The following is an 18,134-nucleotide window of genomic DNA, read 5'->3' as shown; positions in this document are numbered from 1 at the left end:
ATAGGGCACATCGGGCGGCCTTTGGCGCGCATCCCCGGAAAACGGCGACGGCCCCTCACCCGGTCGGGTGAGGGGCCGTCGCGGAAACGGCGCGGGCTCAGGCGCCGTTCCCGGTGCCATCGGAACCGAGGATCGCGTCGACGAAGCCCTCCGGATCGAAGGGGGCGAGGTCGTCGGGCCCCTCGCCGAGCCCGACGAGCTTGACCGGCACCCCCAGCTCGCGCTGGACCTGGATGATGATGCCGCCCTTGGCGGTGCCGTCGAGCTTGGTCAAGACGATGCCGGTGATGTTGACGACCTCGGCGAAGACCCGGGCCTGGCGCAGGCCGTTCTGTCCGGTCGTGGCGTCGAGCACCAGCAGGACCTCGTCCACCTGGGACTTCTTCTCGACGACGCGCTTGACCTTGCCCAGCTCGTCCATCAACCCGGTCTTGGTGTGCAGACGGCCCGCGGTGTCGATGATGACGACGTCGGCCTGGTCCTCGACCCCCCTGGCGACCGCGTCGAAGGCGACGCTGGCGGGGTCGGCTCCCTCGTCCTTGCGTACGACGGGCGCGCCGACCCGGCTCCCCCACGTTTCGAGCTGGTCGGCCGCCGCGGCGCGGAAGGTGTCGGCCGCGCCGAGCACGACGCTGCGCCCGTCGCCCACGAGCACGCGGGCGAGCTTTCCGGACGTGGTGGTCTTGCCGGTGCCGTTGACGCCGACGACCATGATGACCGCCGGCCGGTCGCCGTGGGGACCGGTTCGGACGGCGCGGTCGAGTTCGGGGTTGATCTGCGCGAGAAGCTCCTCGCGCAACAGCGCGCGCAGTTCCTCGGGGGTCCGGGTGCCCTGCACCTTGACCTTGGTGCGCAGGCTCGACACGATCTGGGCCGCCGAGGTGACACCGACGTCGGCGGTGATGAGGGTGTCCTCGATCTCGTCCCAGGTGTCGTCGTCGAGCCGGTCACTGGACAGGAGGCCGAGCAGCCCCTGACCGAACACGTTCTGGGAGCGCGCGAGTCGGGCGCGCAGGCGCACCAGCCGGCCGGCGGAGGGCGGCGGGATCTCGATCTCGGGAGCCGGCGGCGGAACGACCGGCGGCTCCTCGACAGCGGTCGCTCCGGCGGGTTCCGTGGTCTCCTCCGGCTCGGCGACCGCCGTTCCCGTGGCACCGCGCTGCGCGCTCTCCTCGGTACGGGGCTGCTCCTGCGGGGGCTGTGGCCTGCGGGGCCTGATCAGGAACGCGCCGCCGACCACCAACAGGGCGACGACGAAGATGACAACGGCAACGATCGTGTAGTCCATAACCCGTCCAGTCTCGCAGAAGAGCGGCACCGGGACGCGCCGCACCGCCCACGGCGCGGTTCTCGGCCCCGTTGCTAGGCGACGCGGTCGCGGGTGGCGCGCAGCACCATGACGAAGAACGGCGCCCCGATGAAGGCCGTGACGACCCCCAGGGGCAGCTCGGCCGGGGCCAGGAGGGTGCGCGCAACGATGTCGGCGAGGACCAGGAAGGCGGCGCCGACGAGCAGTGACATCGGGAGCAGGGCGTGGTGGCCGCTGCCCACCAACCGGCGCACCAGGTGGGGCACGACGATCCCGACGAAGCCGATCAGGCCGCTGACCGACACGGCCGCCGCCGTCGCCAGCGACGCCGCGGAGATCACCAACAGCCGGACGAGCGCGGGGTTCAACCCGAGGCTGGCCGCCTTGTCGTCGCCGAGCGCGAGCAGGTCGAGCAGGGGTGCGCAGCACAGCAGCACCACGGTGGCGACGAGGGCATAGGGGGCGATGAGCCTCAGGTCCTCCCATCCTCCCCGGCCCAGCCCCCCCATGATCCAGGAGTAGACGCGCCGTAGGTCCTCGGTGCGCGTCATCTGGAGCAGGGACTGCACCGCTGAGAGGAAGGAGGAGACGGCCACGCCCGAGAGCACCAGGGCCGCGGTGCCCCCGCGGCCGGCCAGGCTCCCCAGGACGTAGGCCCCGACCACCCCGAGGAGGGCTCCCACGAAAGCGGCGAGCGGGATCAGCCGCAGGGGGCCCAGGGAGAGCCCGGGCGCGTGGAGGATGACGAGGGTCGCCCCCACCCCGGCCCCGCTGGCCGCCCCCAACAGGTAGGGGTCGGCCAGCGGGTTGCGGAACACGCCCTGGTAACCGGCGCCGGCGAGCGCCAGCAGCCCCCCGACGGCCGCGCCGACGAGTACCCGGGGGAGCCGCAGCTCCGTCAGCACGGCGCTCTGGCGTGGGGTGAGCGGGGACTCGATCCCCAGTGGGAGACGGCTGAGCAGGTCCAGGGCCGCCGCCCAGGGCGGGATGCCCGCGGCCCCCACGGCGGCGCCGCACAGCACCGCCGTGATGAGCGCGCCCACCCCGGCGAGCAGCCAGGGCCACGCCGGGCGGATGTGGCGCAATGCCTACTGCTCCGCCGTTGCCGCCACGACGGCGTCGGCCACGTCCTCGGCGAAGTCGGCCACCCTCGGCCCCCACCGGGAGGCGATGTCGGCGTCCAGCTCCACGACGTCCCCCTCCTGAACCGCCGTGATCTGGTCGAACGCGGGCCGCTCGGCAAGGGCGTCGATGTTGCTCTGTCCACCCGGGTAGCTCAGGAAGATCAGGTCGGGGTCCTGCTCGACGATGAACTCCGCGGACAACTGCGGGTAGCCGCCGGCGGTGTCCTCGGTCTCGTCGGCGATGTTGCGCAGCCCGAACAGCGAGTAGACCTGGCCGACGAAGGTGTCGGAGGTGACGCTGTACATGCCGGTGTCGAGCTCGTGGTAGTAGCTGAGCTCGACGTCGCCGATGGCCTCCTCGGTTTCGGAGACGACCTTCTCGATCCGCGTCTGCACCTCGTCGGCCGCCTCGTCGGCCTGCTGGGCGTGGCCGGTGACCTCGCCGAGCAGCCGCATCTGGGCGTAGGTGTCGTCCAGTGTCTCGGCGGCGGGCAGCACCAGGACCGGGATGTGGATCTTCTCCAGCTGGGCGGCGGCGTCCTCGGCGTCACGGGCCAGGATGACCAGGTCCGGTTCGTGGCCGCTGATGGCCTCGACGCTGGGGGTGAAACCGGACAGGTCGGTGGTGGGAGCCTCCTCCGGATAGTTGGAGTACTCGTCTGCGGCGACGACCTGTTCGCCGGCGCCGATCTCGAACAGCATCTCGGTGGTGCTGGGGGACAGCGAGACGATCCGTTCGGGTGCCGTGTCGAAGGTGACCTCGCCTCGGGCGTCGGTGACGGTCACCGGGAAGCCCTCGGCCGCGGAGGGGCTGGACTCGGGAGAGGGGGAGGATGAGGTCTGGCCCGAGCAGCCGGTGAGGGCGAGAACGGCCAGCAGCGGCACGGCCGCCAGTCTGCGTGCGATGCGCACGGGACTCCTTTACGGGAACGCGGGGAAGTTCGGAGCCCGGTCGGACGGACTGCCCTTCCCACGAGGACAGTGGACGCCTGCGTCCGCGCGAGGCGACCTGGCTCGCGTCCCTCCCCTACGGGGACGGACGTCACAGTTGCGGGACAGCGCCGGATTCTCACCGGACTTCGCTCGCGCGGCGCGGTCGACCCGCGCGGCGTGTGCTGCGCCGTCGCGGGCCCGACCGTCCAACTCTACCCGTTTCGCCTGATAATGGGCGCGATGGTCATCCGGCCCTGCGGTCGAGCTTCTGACTGATGACCTGGGAGATCCCGTCGCCCTGCATGGTGACGCCGTAGAGCGCGTCGGCGGCCTCCATCGTGCGTTTCTGGTGGGTGATGACGATGAGCTGGGAGGTCGAGCGCAGCTCCTCGAAGATCACCAGGAGGCGCTGGAGGTTGATGTCGTCCAGCGCCGCCTCGACCTCGTCCATGACGTAGAAGGGTGAGGGACGCGCCTTGAAGATCGCGGCGAGGAACGCCACGGCCGTCAGCGAGCGTTCGCCACCCGATAGCAGCGACAGGCGTTTGACCTTCTTGCCCGGCGGGCGGGCCTCGACCTCGACCCCCGTGGTCAGCATGTCGTCGGGGTCGGTCAGGATGAGACGCCCCTCACCACCGGGGAAGAGGCGTCCGAAGATCCCGGCGAACTCGCGTTCGACGTCGGCGTAGGCCGAGGCGAACACCTCCTGGACCCGGTCGTCCACCTCCTTGACCACCGTCAGCAGGTCACGCCGGGTCTTCTTCAGGTCCTCCAGCTGTGTGGTGAGGAAGGCGTGCCGCTCCTCCAGCGCCGCGAACTCCTCCAGCGCGAGAGGGTTGATCTTGCCGAGCTGGTTGAGCTGGCGCTCCGCGGTCCGGGCGCGCTTCTCCTGCACCTCGCGCACGAAGGGGATCGCGACGTCCTCGCCCGGCGCCGCGTCGGGCGGCGGCGGGATCGGCACCCGCGGCCCGTACTCGGCGATGAGGACGTCGACCTCGACCCCGTACTCCTCGACCGCCCTGGTCTCCAGCTGTTCGAGTCGCAGTCGACGTTCGGCTCGGGCCACCTCGCTGCCGTGCACGACGTTGAGGAGCTTCTCCAACTCGACGGAGAGCTCGCGCACCCGGGCGCGCACCGTCTTGAGTTCGGCGTCGCGGGCGGCGCGGGCCTCCTCGGCCTCGCGGCGCTCGCCGTCGGCCGCGACCAGCGAGACGGCGATGCGCCGCAGCGCCTCGGCCGCCGCGTCGGCGACGGCGCTGGCCACGGCGGACTGGCGCCGCCGCAGTTCGCGGCGGCGCGCGGCGCGTTCGCGGGCGCGCCGCTCCTCGGCCGCGGCGCGCAGCAGCCCCTCGGCGCGTCCCGCGATGGAGCGGGCGCGTTCCTCTGCCGTGCGCACGGCCAGGCGCGCCTCCATCTCCTCGGAGCGGGCGTGTGCCGCGTTGTCGGCGAGCTCGTCGCGCAGCGCGGTGTCGGGCTCCTCGTCGTCGAACGGCTCGGCCTCGGCATCGGCCAGTCGCTGCGCCAGTTCCTCCAGGCGCTCCAGGTCGCTCTCGCGTCCCCGGGCGGCCTTCTCGGCGGCGGCGACGTAACGCTCGGCCTCGACTTCGGCGGCCCGGGCCTGCCCGCCCAGCTTGCCGACCTGCCGGGCGACCTCGCTGCGCTGCCTGTCGGCGTCGCGGCGGCGAGCCGCGATGTCGGCGACGGTCGCCGCGGCGGCGGCGCGTTCCCGCTCGGCCGCCTCAAGCTCGGCGGCGGCCCGCTCGCATCCCGCCGCGGCCTCCTCAAGGAGTTCGGCGGCCTCGTCGACGGCCGCCTGGACCTCCAGGAGGCTGGGAACGGCGGAGGAACCGCCGTGGACGAACACCGCGCCGAAGACGTCACCGTCGGGGGTGACCGCGCGCAGTTCGCAGCGCTGCGCCACCAGGAGCCGAGCCGTCGCGGCGTCCTTGGCCAACACCACGCGGTCCAGCAGGGTGGTCACCGCGGCCCGCAGCTCGGCGGGCGGCTGGACGGCGTCGACGGCGTAGCGCGCCCCATCGGGCAGGTCCGGCCACTGCGCGCGCGGCGGCGCGCCCTCCGCCGCGGCGCCGATGACGATCCCGGCCCGTCCGGCGTCATCGGTCTTGAGCAGGTCGAGGGCGTGGGCGGCGGTGTCGGCCGCCTCGACCGCCACCGCGTCGGAGGCCGAGCCCAGCGCGGCGGCGACCGCGGTCTCGGCTCCCGGTTCCACCTGGAGCAGCGCGGCCAGGGAGCCCAGCACCCCGGGCAGGCGTTCACCCGCCGCGAGCAGGGCCGCGGCCCCGTCCTTGCGGCTGAGCCCCATTTCCAGGGCCTCCTTGCGGGCGGCGAGTGCGGCCCGCTCGCGCTCGGCGGCGCGCTCGGCGGCGCGGGCCGCGCTCAACCGCGCCTCGGCGTCGGCCAGCACGCGCCCGGCCTCCTCCTGGGCGGCGTCGAGTTCGCCGTCGCCCAGCTCCAGCCCTTCGGCGTCGGCCCGGATCTCCTCGTACTCGGCGCGCGCGGCCTCGGCCCGCTCCCCCGCCTCGGCCGCCGCCTCGCGCAGCCGCTCGACCTCGGCCTCGCTGGCGGCCAGCCGGCTGCGCAGGGCCTCGACCTGGCCGCGCAGGCGCGCCAGCCCTTCGCGGCGGTCGGCGGCGGCCCGGGAGGCGGCGGTGAGGCGCCGTTCCTCGGCCTTGAGCGCGTCCTCGGCCGCGGCGCGCGTGGCGACGGCGACCTCCAGGTCGGCGCGGGCGTCCTCCAGCCGCTCGGCGAGCTCCTCCTCCTGGGCGCGGACCTGTTCGGCCTCGGCCTCCAGCTCCTCGGGGTCGCGGCCCCGGCGTTCCTCGATGGTGTCGCCGGAGAGGTGGCGGTGCCGCTCGGCGGCCAGCCCGGCCACGGCGTCCAGCCGCTCCTTGAGCCGCGACAGCCCGTGGTAGGTCTCCTGGGCCTGGGCGAGCAGGGGCGCCGCGGCGGTCGCGGCGGCGTCGAGCTCGGCCTCGCGCGCCTGCGCAGCGGCGAGCGCCTTCTCCGCCGCGGCGCGGCGCTCGCGCACGGCCGTCTCGTCGGCCTCCTCCTTGCGCAGCGCCTCGCGCAACGTGACGATGTCGTCGGCGAGGAGGCGCAGGCGCGCGTCGCGCAGCTCGGCCTGGATGACCGCGGCGCGACGAGCGAGTTCGGCCTGGCGGCCGAGTGGTTTGAGCTGGCGGCGCAGCTCCGCGGTGAGGTCGGTGACGCGGTCGAGGTTGCCCTGCATCGCGTCGAGCTTGCGGAGGGCCTTCTCCTTGCGCTTGCGGTGCTTGAGGATGCCCGCGGCCTCCTCGATCAGGGCGCGGCGCTCCTCGGGCCCCGCGTGCAGCACCGTGTCGAGCTGCCCCTGGCCCACGATGACGTGCATCTCGCGGCCGATGCCGGAGTCGCTGAGCAGGTCCTGGATGTCGAGGAGGCGGCAGGTGTCGCCGTTGATGGCGTACTCGGAGCCGCCGTTGCGAAACAGGGTCCGCCGGATCGTGACCTCGGTGTAGTCGATGGGCAGGGCCCCGTCGCTGTTGTCGATCGTGAGGCTGACCTCGGCCCGACCCAGCGGCGCGCGCGAGGAGGTGCCCGCGAAGATGACGTCCTCCATCTTGCCGCCACGCAGCGACTTGGCGCCCTGCTCCCCCATGACCCAGGCCAGGGCGTCGACGACGTTGGACTTGCCCGATCCGTTGGGGCCGACCACACAGGTGATGCCGGGTTCGAAGCGCAGCGTGGTCGCCGAGGCGAACGACTTGAACCCGCGCAGTGTGAGGTTCTTCAGGTACACGGCGCGGTCTCCCTCCTCCACTCGCGACTTCCCTGGTAAGGGTGCCACGAACTGGGAGGACTCGGTGCCGCATCACCGATCGGGTGGGGCGAGCGCCACGCGATGCCCCCCGGCGGGGCGGGAGGAGGGTAAGGGGCGGCGGGGCGGACGGCTCCACGTGTGTGACCCTGTGGAGCCGTTTCCGCGGGATCTCCGAGGATTGCCGGAAAAGATCTTGGGGTAAATCCCCGGTGAATCCGATCGAAACGTCAGGCGGGAAGGAGTGCTTTTCCTTCACCGGCCGCTCAGGGACGCCGAAAAGTTCCCGGGGGCGTCCCTTGCAGGTGTTCTCGTCAGTAGCGCGGGTGAACGCCGGAGACGTCAGGCCAGAGCCGGCTCGCGATCGGCCGTCGCCCTGACCGAGACGTCAGTGGCAGCAGCCGAGAGCTGGTCGTTTTGGGCCTGGAGCCGGCCGACCTCGTCCTCAAGGTCGCGTACCCGCTTCTGCAGACGCCGCATCTCCTGAACCATGCGAGGATCAGGACCTCCGACGTGGCCGAACAGAGCCTTCGCCATGATGTGGGTCCTCCACATTGAGTGACCAGACACGGATCAACGCACGTGGATCCGCGAGACCAACGGCCGGGACTTCATGGCCGTGTCGCGGTCAGAAAGGCGTGCGGTTTGCCTTCCAGAGTCTCACCGCGTGAGGCGCTGGTCAAGATTTGGACGGAATACAAAGTAACTGTCAGTAACCGGGCAGGTCACAGCGCACGGTTCGTGTATCGGGTACCCCCGGGGGTCTCCCCCGTCGCACCGCCCCGGTTGAAACCCCCGCCGGAGCGATGGCCCGATGCCCATCGGGTGGCAGCCGCGAACCGCGTCGCCTTACTAGCATACTCACCGTTCCACGAAACCGGAGAAGGAACCCGTGGAATTCGTCCAGCGTTGCCCGACCGAATCCACCCGACCAGGCGTGGCGCCGCTTTTCAGACGCGCGAGCAATTCCTCACACCGGTCCCGCGGCCCTTCGGCGACCACCTCGACCCGACCGTCGTCGAGGTTGGTGGCCGCCCCCGCGAGTCCGAGCTCCAACGCCCTGGAGCGCACCCACCAGCGGAATCCGACCCCTTGGACGTGACCGCGCACCCACGCGGTCAACCGGACCTCCTGCGCCGTCATCGCCGTTCTCCCTCCTGGACGGAAAAGACCCCGGTCCGCTCGCCGCTCAGGGGCGCGCCTCGCGTGGCGCGCGCTGACACGTGGGACAGCTGAACGACGACCGGTTCATGAACTCCTCGCGCCGGATCGAGGTGGCGCACCGCTCGCACGGCAGCCCGCGCCGCCCATAGGCCTTGAGCCCCCGGGAGAAGTACCCGCTTTCGCCGTTGACGTTGACATAGAGGCTGTCGAAGGAGGTCCCGCCCTCGGCCAGCGCGTCGCGCATGACGTCACGCACGTCGGCCAGCAACCCTTCCACCTGGGAACGGCGCAGGGTCTCGGTGGGGCGCGCCCAGTGCAGTCGCGCGCGCCACAGCGCCTCGTCGGCGTAGATGTTGCCCACGCCGCTGATCAGCGACTGGTCCAGCAGCGCCCGCTTGATCCCGGTGCGTCTACGGCGCAACGCCGCGATGAAGACGTCGTCGTCGAAGGCGGGATCGAGGGGATCGCGCGCGATGTGGCCGATGACGGAGGGCAGTCCCACTCCCGCCTCGTCGGGGACGAGGTGGTCCACCATGAGGTGACCGAACGTCCGCTGGTCGACGAAGCGCAGTTCACGCTCGCTGTGGGCCAGCGGCAGGCGTACCCGCAGGTGGCGCTCTGCCGGAAGGTGCGGTGGCTGCACGAGGAGCTGGCCGCTCATGCCCAGGTGGGCCAGCAGCGCGTCCCCCGAGTCCAGCGGCAGCCACAGGTACTTGCCGCGCCGACACACTTCGGTGACCTTATGCCCGGCCAATCGCCCCACGAAGTCAGCGGGGCCGAGCACATGGCGGCGCACCGCGCGCGGGTGCAGAACGGCCACCTCACCGATCGTGTGACCGGCGACCCAGTGCTCCAGACCGCGCCGGACGACTTCCACCTCGGGCAGCTCGGGCACGGCTCAGTCCTCGTCCGACCCGCCGGCGCGGCGGATCGCCTTCCACGCGGACTCCGCGGCCTGCTGCTCGGCCTCCTTCTTACTGCGTCCCTCGCCCATGCCGTAGCTCTGGCCGGCCACGCGCACCGTGGCCCGGAACGTCTTCTGGTGGTCGGGGCCGCTCTCCTCGACGTGGTACTCGGGAACGCCGAGCAGTTCGGCCGCCGTGAGCTCCTGCAACGAGGTCTTCCAGTCCAGTCCGGCGCCCAGCCCCGAGGCCCGCGCGATCAGCGGGTCGAACAGGCGGTGCACCAGCCTCGACGCCTCGTCCAGCCCCCGGTCGAGGTAGACCGCGCCGATGATGGCCTCCAGGGTGTCGGCCAGGATCGAGGACTTGTCCCGCCCCCCGGTGCCCTCCTCGCCCCGGCCCAACCGGATGTAGCGGCCGATCCCCAGCTCACGGGCCACGTCGGCGAGGGCGCGCATGTTGACCACGGCGGCGCGCAGCTTGGCGAGCTGTCCCTCGGGCAGGTCGGGGTGGCCGCGAAAGAGCGTGTCGGTGACGACCAGGCCCAGCACGGAGTCGCCCAGGAACTCCAGGCGCTCGTTGGTGGGCAGGCCGCCCTTCTCGTAGGCGTAGGACCGGTGGGTGAGCGCGCGGGCCAGGACCTTGGGATCGACCTCGACCCCGATCGCGCGGTGGAACTCGCGGGTCTCGGCCGCGGACAACTGGGTGGCCACTCGGCGTTCACGTCCCTTCCTGCCGCGCGGCACCACGCCGCGCCGGCGTCCGGCGGCCCCGTCGGGCGCGCCCGGATCTGATACGGCTGCGCTTGTGTCGGGCCGGCGGAGGACGCTCGAGAGCGAGGTGAGCGTCGCGGAGGACACGCCTCCCCGGCGGCCACCACGGCCTCGGGATGTTCCCGTCTCCGGTCCGATTGGGGGACCAAGGACGAAAGGCGGGCCCGGAATCCGGACCCGCCTCGCCTGCGTCAGGACGCCGGAGTGACGACCTGCCGGTTGTTGTAGGTGCCGCACGTCGGGCAGGCGACGTGCGGAAGCTTCGGGTCACGGCAGCGCGGGCAGTTGACCAGCACCGGGCGCGACGCCTTCCACTGGGAACGGCGGGTGCGGGTGTTGCTCCGCGACATCTTCCGCTTCGGGACGGCCACTTCAATCCTCCTGGGTCACCCCCGCGCTCGGGGGAGCTCACTTTCCTGGGTCATCCCCACGCCTGTGGGGAACCACCTTGCTCCTTCGGCCCGGTCCCCATCGGGGCGGGGCTCCCCCGCCTACGCGGGGCTCGCCGTCCGGTCCGGGAGCTCGGACTCATTGGTCGTCGGGCCGCTCGCCCAACTTCCGTAGCGACTCCCAACGGGGGTCGATGCGATCGCCGTGACCGTGATCAGGGCCGGCGTCCGCGAGTTTCACGCCGCATTCGACGCACAGGCCGGGGCAGTCCTCCCGGCAGAGCGGCGAGAGGGGCAGCGCGAGCACGATCGCGTCGCGGACCACCGGTTCGAGGTCGATCAGGTCGCCCTCAAGATAGTAGTCCTCATCCTCGGACTCCGCGTCCGCCTCCGTCCCGGCGATGCCGTTGTCATCGTCGGAGGGGTAGTGGTAGAGCTCCTGGAACTCCACCTCGATCTCCTCGGCGAGGGGGTCGAGGCAGCGCGCGCACTCGCCCTCGGTCCGCGCCCGTACCCCGCCCGTGACGAGGACGCCCTCCATGACCGCCTCGAGCCGAAGGTCCAACTCGATGTCGGAACCCTCGGGCACGGTGGTCATCCCGGTCGCGAGCGCGCCGGGAGCGGGAACGATGCGCTTGTCCGTGCGCATCGAGCCGGGCTGACGCCCCAGCGGCCGGGTGTCGACCACGAAAGGGGCGCGGGAATCTAGACGAGACAGAGTGATCGCGCTTTCACTGGGACATCCCCGCTGGCGGGGAGGGCGGATACGGGACCGACGGTGACCGACGGCCGCTCGACCGGGCCACGGGCACAGTCGAGGTCTGAGTTTAGCGACAGGAGGAGGTCCGACCCAAATCAGCGCCTGTCGCGGTACTTGATCCGCAGCCGCTCCTCGACGTAGGGCGTGACCAGGCTGGAGACGTCGCCGCCGTACTGGGCGATCTCGCGCACGAGGCTGGAACTGAGGAAGGAGTACTGCGGGTTGGCCGTCATGAACAGCGTCTCCACCCCGGAGAGCTGGTAGTTCATCTGGGCGATCTGGAGCTCGTAGTCGAAGTCGCTGACCGAACGCAGGCTGCGCACGATCGCCGAGACGTTGTTCTCCCGGCAGAAGTCGACGAGCAGGCCGTCGAACTTGGCGGTGCGGACGTTGTCGAAGTCCTTGGTGGACTCCTCCAGCATCTCCAGTTTCTCGTCGACGGTGAACAGGCCGCGCTTGCTCACGTTGGTGAGGACGGCCGCGATCACCTCGTCGTTCTGCCGGGCGGCGCGACCGATGATGTCGATGTGTCCATTGGTGACCGGATCGAAGGATCCGGGGCAGACGACACGGCGCACGTGGACCAATCCTCTCTGGTGACTGGCAATGGTCCGCGAGCCACCTGCCGGCAATTGTGCCGAAACGGTCAGCCCTGGCCGGGGAGACTCGCGGCGCGACCGTACCAAAGCGCGGCCTCGCCATAACGACGCACCCGGCCCGGTTCGTACCCCTCCGGCCAGTGCGGGCCGTTCCCGCGGCTCGCCCGTTCCACGACGAGCAGCGCGTCGGGGGCCAGCCAGCCGTGGTCGCGCAACGCGCGCAGCACGTCGGCGATCTCGGCGTCGGTGACGGCGTAGGGAGGGTCGGCGACGACGAGGTCGTAGCGTTCCCCCGCCGGTCCCTGGGCCAGCGCCCGTTCCACCCGGTCGGTGACCAGCCGCGCGCCGGTCAGCCCCAGCTCGGCGATGTTGCGGCGGATCACGGCGGAGGCGCGCCGATCGGCCTCGACCAGCAGGGCGTGCCGCGCGCCGCGCGACAGCGCCTCCAGGCCGATGGCACCGGATCCGGCGTACAGGTCGAGGACCGCCACCCCCGTGAACGAGCCGAGCTCCGACAACACGGAGGCGAACAGCCCCTCACGGGCGCGATCGCTGGTGGGACGGGTGGTGCGACCTTCGGGGACGGCGATCCTGCGGCCGCCCGCGGTGCCGGCGATGATGCGGGTCATGTCGGGACGAAGACTCCTCTAAGACGGGAACACGGTGGTCTCGGGCCGGACGGGCCGACCGGGGGGCGGGACGGTGACGGCCGCCCGGTCGGCCGGGTCAGGCCTTCTCCAGGTACTCGGCGCGTTCCTCGGTCAGCAGCTCGGCCAGGGCCGTGGCCAGTGGCGGGTGCGACCGTAGTTCCGGGTCGGCCTCGACGAAGGCGGTGGCCTCCTCCCGCGCCTGGCCGATGAGCTCACGGTCGCGCAACAGGGTGAGCATGCGCAACGAGGAACGCCGGCCGGACTGGGCATCCCCGAGAACGTCACCCTCGTGACGCTGTTCGAGGTCGACCTCCGACAGCGCGAACCCGTCGGTGGTGGCGGCGACCGCGGCGAGCCGCTCACGCGCGGGCGTCCCCTCCTCGGCGTCGGTGACGAGCAGGCACAGCCCCGGCAGGCCGCCGCGTCCGACCCGGCCGCGGAGCTGGTGGAGCTGGGAGACGCCGAAGCGGTCGGCGTCCATGATCGCCATGACCGTGGCGTTGGGGACGTCGACCCCGACCTCGATGACCGTGGTCGCGACGAGCACGTCGATCTTGCCGGCCGCGAAACCACGCATGACCGCGTCCTTGTCCTCGGGGGCCAGCCGGCCGTGCAACGCCTGGACCTCCAGGTCGGCGAGCGGCCCTTCGGCGAGCTCGGTGACCAGGTCCAGGACGGCCAGGGGCGGGCGGCGGACCGCGTCGCCCTCGCCGGCGTCCCCCTCCGGGGAAGGAACGGGGACCTCGGCGTCCTCGTCGCCGCCACCGATGCGCGGGCACACCACGTAGGCCTGTCGCCCCTGGGCGACCTCCTCGCGGATCCGTTCCCAGGCACGGGACAGGTAGTGCGGTTTGTCACGGGCCGGGACGAGATGGGTGGCGACCGGCGCGCGGCCGTCCGGCAGCTGCCTCAGGGCCACCACGTCGAGGTCGCCATAGACCGTCATCGCCACGGTGCGCGGAATGGGCGTGGCGGTCATGACGAGGACGTGCGGACGCCCGTCGGTCGCCTTCTCGCGCAGCGCGTCGCGCTGTTCCACGCCGAAGCGATGCTGTTCGTCGATGACGATCAGCGCCAGGTCGGCGAAGGAGACGTGCTCCTGGAGCAGCGCGTGGGTGCCCACGACGATTCCGGCGGCCCCCGAGGCCGCCTCCAACAGCGCCTCGCGCCGCGCCGCGGCCCCTTGGGACCCGGTGAGCAGGGCGATCCGCGTGGCGTGCTCGGCCCCGTCGATCTGCCCGGCCCGGGCGAGCGGGCCGAGCATGGCGCTGATGGAGCGGTGGTGCTGCTGGGCGAGCACCTCGGTGGGGGCCAGCAGGACGGCCTGTCCACCGGCGTCGACGGCCTGGAGCATCGCCCGCAACGCCACCAGGGTCTTGCCCGCGCCGACGTCGCCCTGCAACAGCCGGTGCATGGGATGGGGGGAGGCGAGGTCGGCGGCGATGACATCCCCCACCTCGCGCTGCCCCTGGGTCAGGGTGAAGGGCAGCGCGGCGTCGAAGGCGTCGAGCAGTCCTCCCGCACGCCTGGGCCGGGGACGGGCGGCCTGGGAGCGGGCGTCGCGGCGCCGGGAGGCGAGCGCGACCTGGAGCACGAACGCCTCGTCCCACTTCAGTCGCTTGCGTGCGCGCGCGATATCGGCGTGCGAGGCGGGCCGGTGGATGAGTTCGTAGGCCTCGCGCAGGCCGATGAGGCCGTGGGCGGAGCGCACCGAGGGGGGCAAGGGGTCGGCGACCTCGTCGAGCTGGTCGAGGACGATCCCCGCACACTGGGCGATCTTCCACGAGGCGAGGTCGGACGAGGCGGCGTAGACCGGGATGATCTCCTCGGCGAACGCCTTGGCCTGGTCCTCGGCGCTGTTCTCGGCGTCGGCGGCGAAGAGCTGGTACTCGGGATGGGCGAGCTGCCGCTGGCCCCGATAGCTGGAGACCTTGCCCGCGAACAGGCCGCGACGGCCCGGAACGAGTTCGCGTTCGCGCCACTGCTGGTTGAAGAAGGTGAGGGTGAGCTTGCCGCGGCCGTCGGTGACGACGACCTCCAGGATGCCGCCGCGGCGGTTGCGCATCCGGCGCGTCCCCACCCGCGCGATCTCGGCCATGACGGTGACCTGCTCGCCCTCGGCCAGCCCGGCCAGATCGGTCAGCTCGCCCCGGGTCGCATACCGACGCGGGTAGTGGCGCAACAGGTCGCCGACCGTGTGCAGGTCCAGGGCGGTGGCGAGTTTCTTCGCGGTGCGGTCGCCGAGCGTCTTACGCAGCGGCTCGTCCGTATCCATCACTGGGACCTCCCCCGACGCCTGCGACCGGACCCGTGTGCATCCTAGCCGCGCCCTCTGTCGTGACCAGGGCGGAGCCGGACGGGTCTATACTGGGCGGAGCGTTCATGTCGGGGCATGCCCGTGCTCTTCGGGGTCCCCGGCCGGACGGGGCCGGTCCCGACCGGTCTCGCTCGCGCGTACTCGGCGGGACTTCGTTTCGATGGGGTCCGGTCCGTCGTGTACGCTTCCGAGGTTGGCGCTTCGCGCCGACCTGATCTCGACCAGACCTCTCGGGTCGCACACGCACGCGAAAGCGCGCGGACCCGAGCGCTTGAATGGAGTTACCGTGGCTTCCGTCTGCGACGTCTGCGGCAAGGGACCAGGGTTCGGTAACAGTGTTTCCCACTCGCACCGCCGCACCCGCCGCCGCTGGAACCCCAACATCCAGACCGTGCGCACGCGCGTGGGCGGTACGCCCAAGCGCCTGAGCGTGTGCACCTCGTGCATCAAGGCCGGCAAGGTCGACCGCTAGACGCGCGAGCGGTTCCCAGATTCACCGGGAAGCGCCGTTCCCCTCGGGGAGCGGCGCTTCTTCGGCGTTGTGGCGGCTCTGCCCGGCCCCGCACCGCGTTCGCGGGAGCGGCGCCGCCCGCGCTACAGACCGCAGGAGACGCCGTTGAGCGAGCAGGAGGGGGTCTGCGCCGGTCCCTCGGCGGTGAAGTTGACGGTCTTGGACTCCCCAGGGGCCAGACCGCCCTCGTAGTGGGTCTGGCGGGCGACGACACCGTTGCCGGTGGCCTCCCAGTCCACCTCCCAGGCCGCGGTGACGCGGACGTTCTCGAAGCCGAGGGTGAGCTCCCAGCCCTCCAGCACGCTGTCGCTGTTGTTGGTGATGACCACCTGTCCGGAGAAGGAGTCCTCGGAGTAGGTGACGGAGCTGTAGGACACGGCGGCACGGGGCGAGGCGGCGCTTTCACGCTGTTCGTCGGCCGTCGTCTCCTCCTGTCGCGCGGGAGAGGCCTCCTGCCGCTCCGGCGTGGCGCTCGCCCGGGGGCTCGCGCTGGGCCGCGCGCTCGGTGAGGGGGCGGCCGACAACGTGGCCCGCGGGCTGGCCGACGGGGCGTCGCTGGGCGCGGCCATGGGGCCGCCGTGGGTGTCGCCCTCAGGGAGCGCGGAGGCCCCGGACCCGGGTTCGGGCTCGGTGAAGTGCAGGTAGACCTGGGTGGTGCTGTAACCGAACAGCACCAGGCCGATCGTGACGCCGGAGACGACCATCACGCGCAGCGGCCGGGGCGGCCGGACCCGCTTGGGGACGGTGCTGCCGAGGACATGGCCGACGGTGGCCAGGGGACCGCTGTCGGCGGGCTCCGCCCGGTGCGCGCCGCGCTGTCCGCCCTGGGATCCACCGTGGTGCCGGGCCATGGCTCCGCCTTCCCTCCGCGCCGTGTGATGACCTTCTGGGCCGCCGGGGATGTGGGGCCTGTTCCGCGTGCCGCCGGTTCCGGGGGTGACGTCCCGTCGCGCGGAACCGGAAACGTCTTCGTCCGGCGGTGCGGGGCAGAGCTTAGCGCGATTCAATCCACATAACCGACATCTCCGGCGTTCTCCCGCCGGCCCCCAGTTCTCGTCCTGGTCACCGACGGCGCGGCGGAGAGCGGGCGGTCCGGCTAGGAGAAGTGGTCCCAACCGGATGGCGCCGCCGGGGAACCGTCGACGGTGACCCCCTCCCCCGCGTCGACCCGTCCGATGATGCTCCACCGCCCGGGCAGCCGGACCGACGCGGGGAACGTGGCGGCCAGCGCGTGGTCCTCGCCTCCGGCCAGCACGTAGTCGAGGGGGCGGCGGGGATCCGCGCCCGCGGCGGCGAGGCGGGCCACGGCCTCCTCCACCTCCGAGGCCGGGCGCAGCGCGGCGGGGTCCAGGTCGATGGCGACGCCGCTGGCCGCGGCGATGTGCCCGAGGTCCTGCAGCAGACCGTCGCTGACGTCGAGCATCGCGCTGGCCCCCAGCGCCGCCGCGCGCGGCCCCTCACGGTAGGGCGGCCGCGGTCTGCGGTGCTCGTCGAGACAGGGGTCGGGACCCGGCAGGCCGGCCCGGAGCAGGTCCAGGCCGACCGCCGACATGCCCAGGTTCCCGGCGACGGCCACCACGTCACCGGGACGGGCCCCGTCCCGGCGGACGGCGGGCACCCCGCCCAGGTCCCCCAGCGCGGTGATCGCGATGGTCAGCGTGGCCGCGCCCACCGTGTCACCGCCCGCGACGGCGGCGCCCGCGGCCGCGCACTCGGCGGCGAGCCCCGCGGCGAACCCGTCGACCCAGTCCACGGGCAGCTCGGGTGGGGCGGCCAGGCCCAGGAGGAGCACCGTGGGGCGGGCCCCCATCGCGGCGACGTCGGCCAGATTCTGCGCGGCGGCCTTGTGCCCGACGTCACGGGCCGTGGACCAATCGCGCCGGAAGTGCCGCCCCTCGACCAGCAGGTCGGTGGTCGCCACCACCCGACCGTCGCCGGCGCGTACGAGGGCGGCGTCGTCGCCGGGGCCGATGATCACGTCGTCGGTCTGGGGGAAGCCGGCGGTGAGCCGGGCGATCAGCCCGAACTCCCCGAGGGCCCCGATGGTGTTCAGCACAGACCACAGGGTACGGTGACCTCCCGGCCCAGTGGTCTAGACCCGCGTCCACCGGACGGCGCGGCCCGGCCCGGCCGTATCCGATGTGAGAGGGGTGTTCCATGGTGCAGGCCTACATCTTGATCCAGACCGAGGTCGGCCGGGCGGCAGACGTCGCGCGGGAGATCGCGGAGATCGACGGGGTGACCCGGGCCGAGGACGTGACCGGCCCCTACGATGTGGTGGTGCGCGCGCAGGCCGAGGACGTCGACGCGCTGGGCCGTCTCGTGGTGGCCCGCATCCAGCGGCTGGCCGGTATCTCGCGCACGCTCACGTGCCCGATCGTGAACATCTGACCTTGGAGCGGTGACCGATGCGACGACGTCTGACCCTGGGCCCGGTCCTGGCCGGGACGGTGCTGGTGGCCGGCTGCTCCGGCGGCGTCGTCGAGGTCCCCCCGCCCGATCCCGACGAGCGGGCGGCGCAGTTGTGCCAGGGGCTGATGGAGCGGCTGCCCGACTCCCTGTTCGGGGAGGAGCAGGTCCGGGTGGAGCCGGCGTCGCGGTTCGTGGCGGCGTGGGGGTCGCCCACGGTCGCGCTGCGCTGCGGGGTGGAGCGCCCCGCCGGGTTGCAGCCCGACTCCGAGCTGATGGTGATCAACGAGATCGCCTGGCTGCCCCAGCCCGCCGACAGCCCCAACCTCTACACGGCGGTGGGGCGCGAGGCCTACGTCGAGATGTCGATCCCGCCGTCGTACTCGCCGCCGGCCGAAGGACTGACCGCGATCAGCGACCTCATCGTGGAGGAGATCCCCGCCCTGCCCGCGGGGACGCTGTGAGGCGGGGCCGTCC

The 18,134-nt window shown here is 72.3% G+C and carries 18 protein-coding genes and 1 riboswitch; of the genes, 3 read left to right on the top strand and 15 right to left on the bottom strand.

Annotated features, from left to right (window positions below):
- Window positions 1-97: 97 nt before the first annotated feature.
- The 13 genes from ftsY to recG form a co-directional block, all read right to left on the bottom strand.
- Window positions 98-1,288 (bottom strand): signal recognition particle-docking protein FtsY, encoded by a 1,191-nt coding sequence (ftsY, locus tag B5D66_RS17205; RefSeq protein ID WP_078762769.1) that lies wholly within the window; start codon window positions 1,286-1,288, stop codon window positions 98-100.
- Window positions 1,289-1,362: 74 nt separating this feature from the next.
- Window positions 1,363-2,394 (bottom strand): FecCD family ABC transporter permease, encoded by a 1,032-nt coding sequence (locus tag B5D66_RS17200; RefSeq protein WP_078762768.1) that lies wholly within the window; start codon window positions 2,392-2,394, stop codon window positions 1,363-1,365.
- 3 nt (window positions 2,395-2,397) lie between these two features.
- The gene (locus B5D66_RS17195) at window positions 2,398-3,345 is read right to left on the bottom strand and encodes an ABC transporter substrate-binding protein (protein WP_078762767.1); all 948 of its coding nucleotides are present in this window, start codon (window positions 3,343-3,345) and stop codon (window positions 2,398-2,400) included.
- A gap of 96 nt (window positions 3,346-3,441) precedes the next feature.
- Window positions 3,442-3,510: riboswitch (cobalamin riboswitch) on the bottom strand.
- Between the two features lie 100 nt (window positions 3,511-3,610).
- Window positions 3,611-7,165 carry a chromosome segregation protein SMC gene (gene smc, locus B5D66_RS17190; RefSeq protein WP_078762841.1) on the bottom strand — a complete coding sequence of 1,185 codons (3,555 nt, stop codon included), beginning with the start codon at window positions 7,163-7,165 and terminating at the stop codon, window positions 3,611-3,613.
- A gap of 360 nt (window positions 7,166-7,525) precedes the next feature.
- A complete protein-coding gene (locus B5D66_RS17185; protein ID WP_078762840.1) occupies window positions 7,526-7,720 on the bottom strand; it encodes a hypothetical protein in 195 nt (64 codons plus the stop codon).
- Window positions 7,721-8,044: 324 nt separating this feature from the next.
- Window positions 8,045-8,326 (bottom strand): acylphosphatase, encoded by a 282-nt coding sequence (locus B5D66_RS17180; protein WP_078762766.1) that lies wholly within the window; start codon window positions 8,324-8,326, stop codon window positions 8,045-8,047.
- 46 nt (window positions 8,327-8,372) lie between these two features.
- On the bottom strand, window positions 8,373-9,242 hold the full coding sequence (mutM, locus tag B5D66_RS17175; protein ID WP_078762765.1) for a bifunctional DNA-formamidopyrimidine glycosylase/DNA-(apurinic or apyrimidinic site) lyase: 870 nt from the start codon (window positions 9,240-9,242) through the stop codon (window positions 8,373-8,375).
- Window positions 9,243-9,245: 3 nt separating this feature from the next.
- The gene (gene rnc, locus B5D66_RS17170; RefSeq protein ID WP_078762764.1) at window positions 9,246-9,962 is read right to left on the bottom strand and encodes a ribonuclease III; all 717 of its coding nucleotides are present in this window, start codon (window positions 9,960-9,962) and stop codon (window positions 9,246-9,248) included.
- Between the two features lie 251 nt (window positions 9,963-10,213).
- Window positions 10,214-10,393 carry a 50S ribosomal protein L32 gene (rpmF, locus tag B5D66_RS17165; protein WP_078762763.1) on the bottom strand — a complete coding sequence of 60 codons (180 nt, stop codon included), beginning with the start codon at window positions 10,391-10,393 and terminating at the stop codon, window positions 10,214-10,216.
- 157 nt (window positions 10,394-10,550) lie between these two features.
- Window positions 10,551-11,099 carry a YceD family protein gene (locus B5D66_RS17160; protein ID WP_235001055.1) on the bottom strand — a complete coding sequence of 183 codons (549 nt, stop codon included), beginning with the start codon at window positions 11,097-11,099 and terminating at the stop codon, window positions 10,551-10,553.
- Between the two features lie 167 nt (window positions 11,100-11,266).
- Complete coding sequence (gene coaD / locus B5D66_RS17155) at window positions 11,267-11,749, bottom strand: pantetheine-phosphate adenylyltransferase (RefSeq protein ID WP_078762762.1); 483 nt, start codon at window positions 11,747-11,749, stop codon at window positions 11,267-11,269.
- A gap of 68 nt (window positions 11,750-11,817) precedes the next feature.
- Entirely contained in the window at window positions 11,818-12,399 is a 582-nt protein-coding gene (rsmD, locus tag B5D66_RS17150) for a 16S rRNA (guanine(966)-N(2))-methyltransferase RsmD (RefSeq protein ID WP_078762761.1), read from the bottom strand.
- A 97-nt stretch (window positions 12,400-12,496) separates the two neighbouring features.
- Complete coding sequence (recG, locus tag B5D66_RS17145) at window positions 12,497-14,695, bottom strand: ATP-dependent DNA helicase RecG (RefSeq protein WP_078762760.1); 2,199 nt, start codon at window positions 14,693-14,695, stop codon at window positions 12,497-12,499.
- Between the two features lie 328 nt (window positions 14,696-15,023).
- Here recG and rpmB point away from each other — a divergent pair, with 328 nt between their 5' ends.
- A complete protein-coding gene (gene rpmB, locus B5D66_RS17140; RefSeq protein WP_078762759.1) occupies window positions 15,024-15,209 on the top strand; it encodes a 50S ribosomal protein L28 in 186 nt (61 codons plus the stop codon).
- 122 nt (window positions 15,210-15,331) lie between these two features.
- Here the strand turns inward: rpmB and B5D66_RS17135 are convergent, their stop codons facing one another.
- Both B5D66_RS17135 and B5D66_RS17130 read right to left on the bottom strand, forming a co-directional pair.
- Window positions 15,332-16,099, bottom strand: a complete 768-nt coding sequence (locus B5D66_RS17135) for a cellulose binding domain-containing protein (protein WP_078762758.1) — start codon at window positions 16,097-16,099, stop codon at window positions 15,332-15,334.
- A gap of 245 nt (window positions 16,100-16,344) precedes the next feature.
- Window positions 16,345-17,304: a thiamine-phosphate kinase gene (locus B5D66_RS17130; RefSeq protein ID WP_078762757.1), complete on the bottom strand. Its 960-nt coding sequence runs from the start codon at window positions 17,302-17,304 to the stop codon at window positions 16,345-16,347.
- Window positions 17,305-17,405: 101 nt separating this feature from the next.
- Between B5D66_RS17130 and B5D66_RS17125 the strand changes: the two genes are divergently transcribed.
- Together B5D66_RS17125 and B5D66_RS17120 are read left to right on the top strand one after the other, a co-directional pair.
- A complete protein-coding gene (locus tag B5D66_RS17125) occupies window positions 17,406-17,639 on the top strand; it encodes an Lrp/AsnC family transcriptional regulator (RefSeq protein ID WP_078762756.1) in 234 nt (77 codons plus the stop codon).
- Window positions 17,640-17,656: 17 nt separating this feature from the next.
- A complete protein-coding gene (locus tag B5D66_RS17120) occupies window positions 17,657-18,121 on the top strand; it encodes a DUF3515 domain-containing protein (protein WP_078762755.1) in 465 nt (154 codons plus the stop codon).
- Window positions 18,122-18,134: the final 13 nt, after the last annotated feature.

It is taken from the genome of Marinactinospora thermotolerans DSM 45154, assembly GCF_900167435.1.
GTDB classification, from domain to species: domain Bacteria; phylum Actinomycetota; class Actinomycetes; order Streptosporangiales; family Streptosporangiaceae; genus Marinactinospora; species Marinactinospora thermotolerans.
This window is presented reverse-complemented; position numbering and strand designations above follow the sequence as displayed.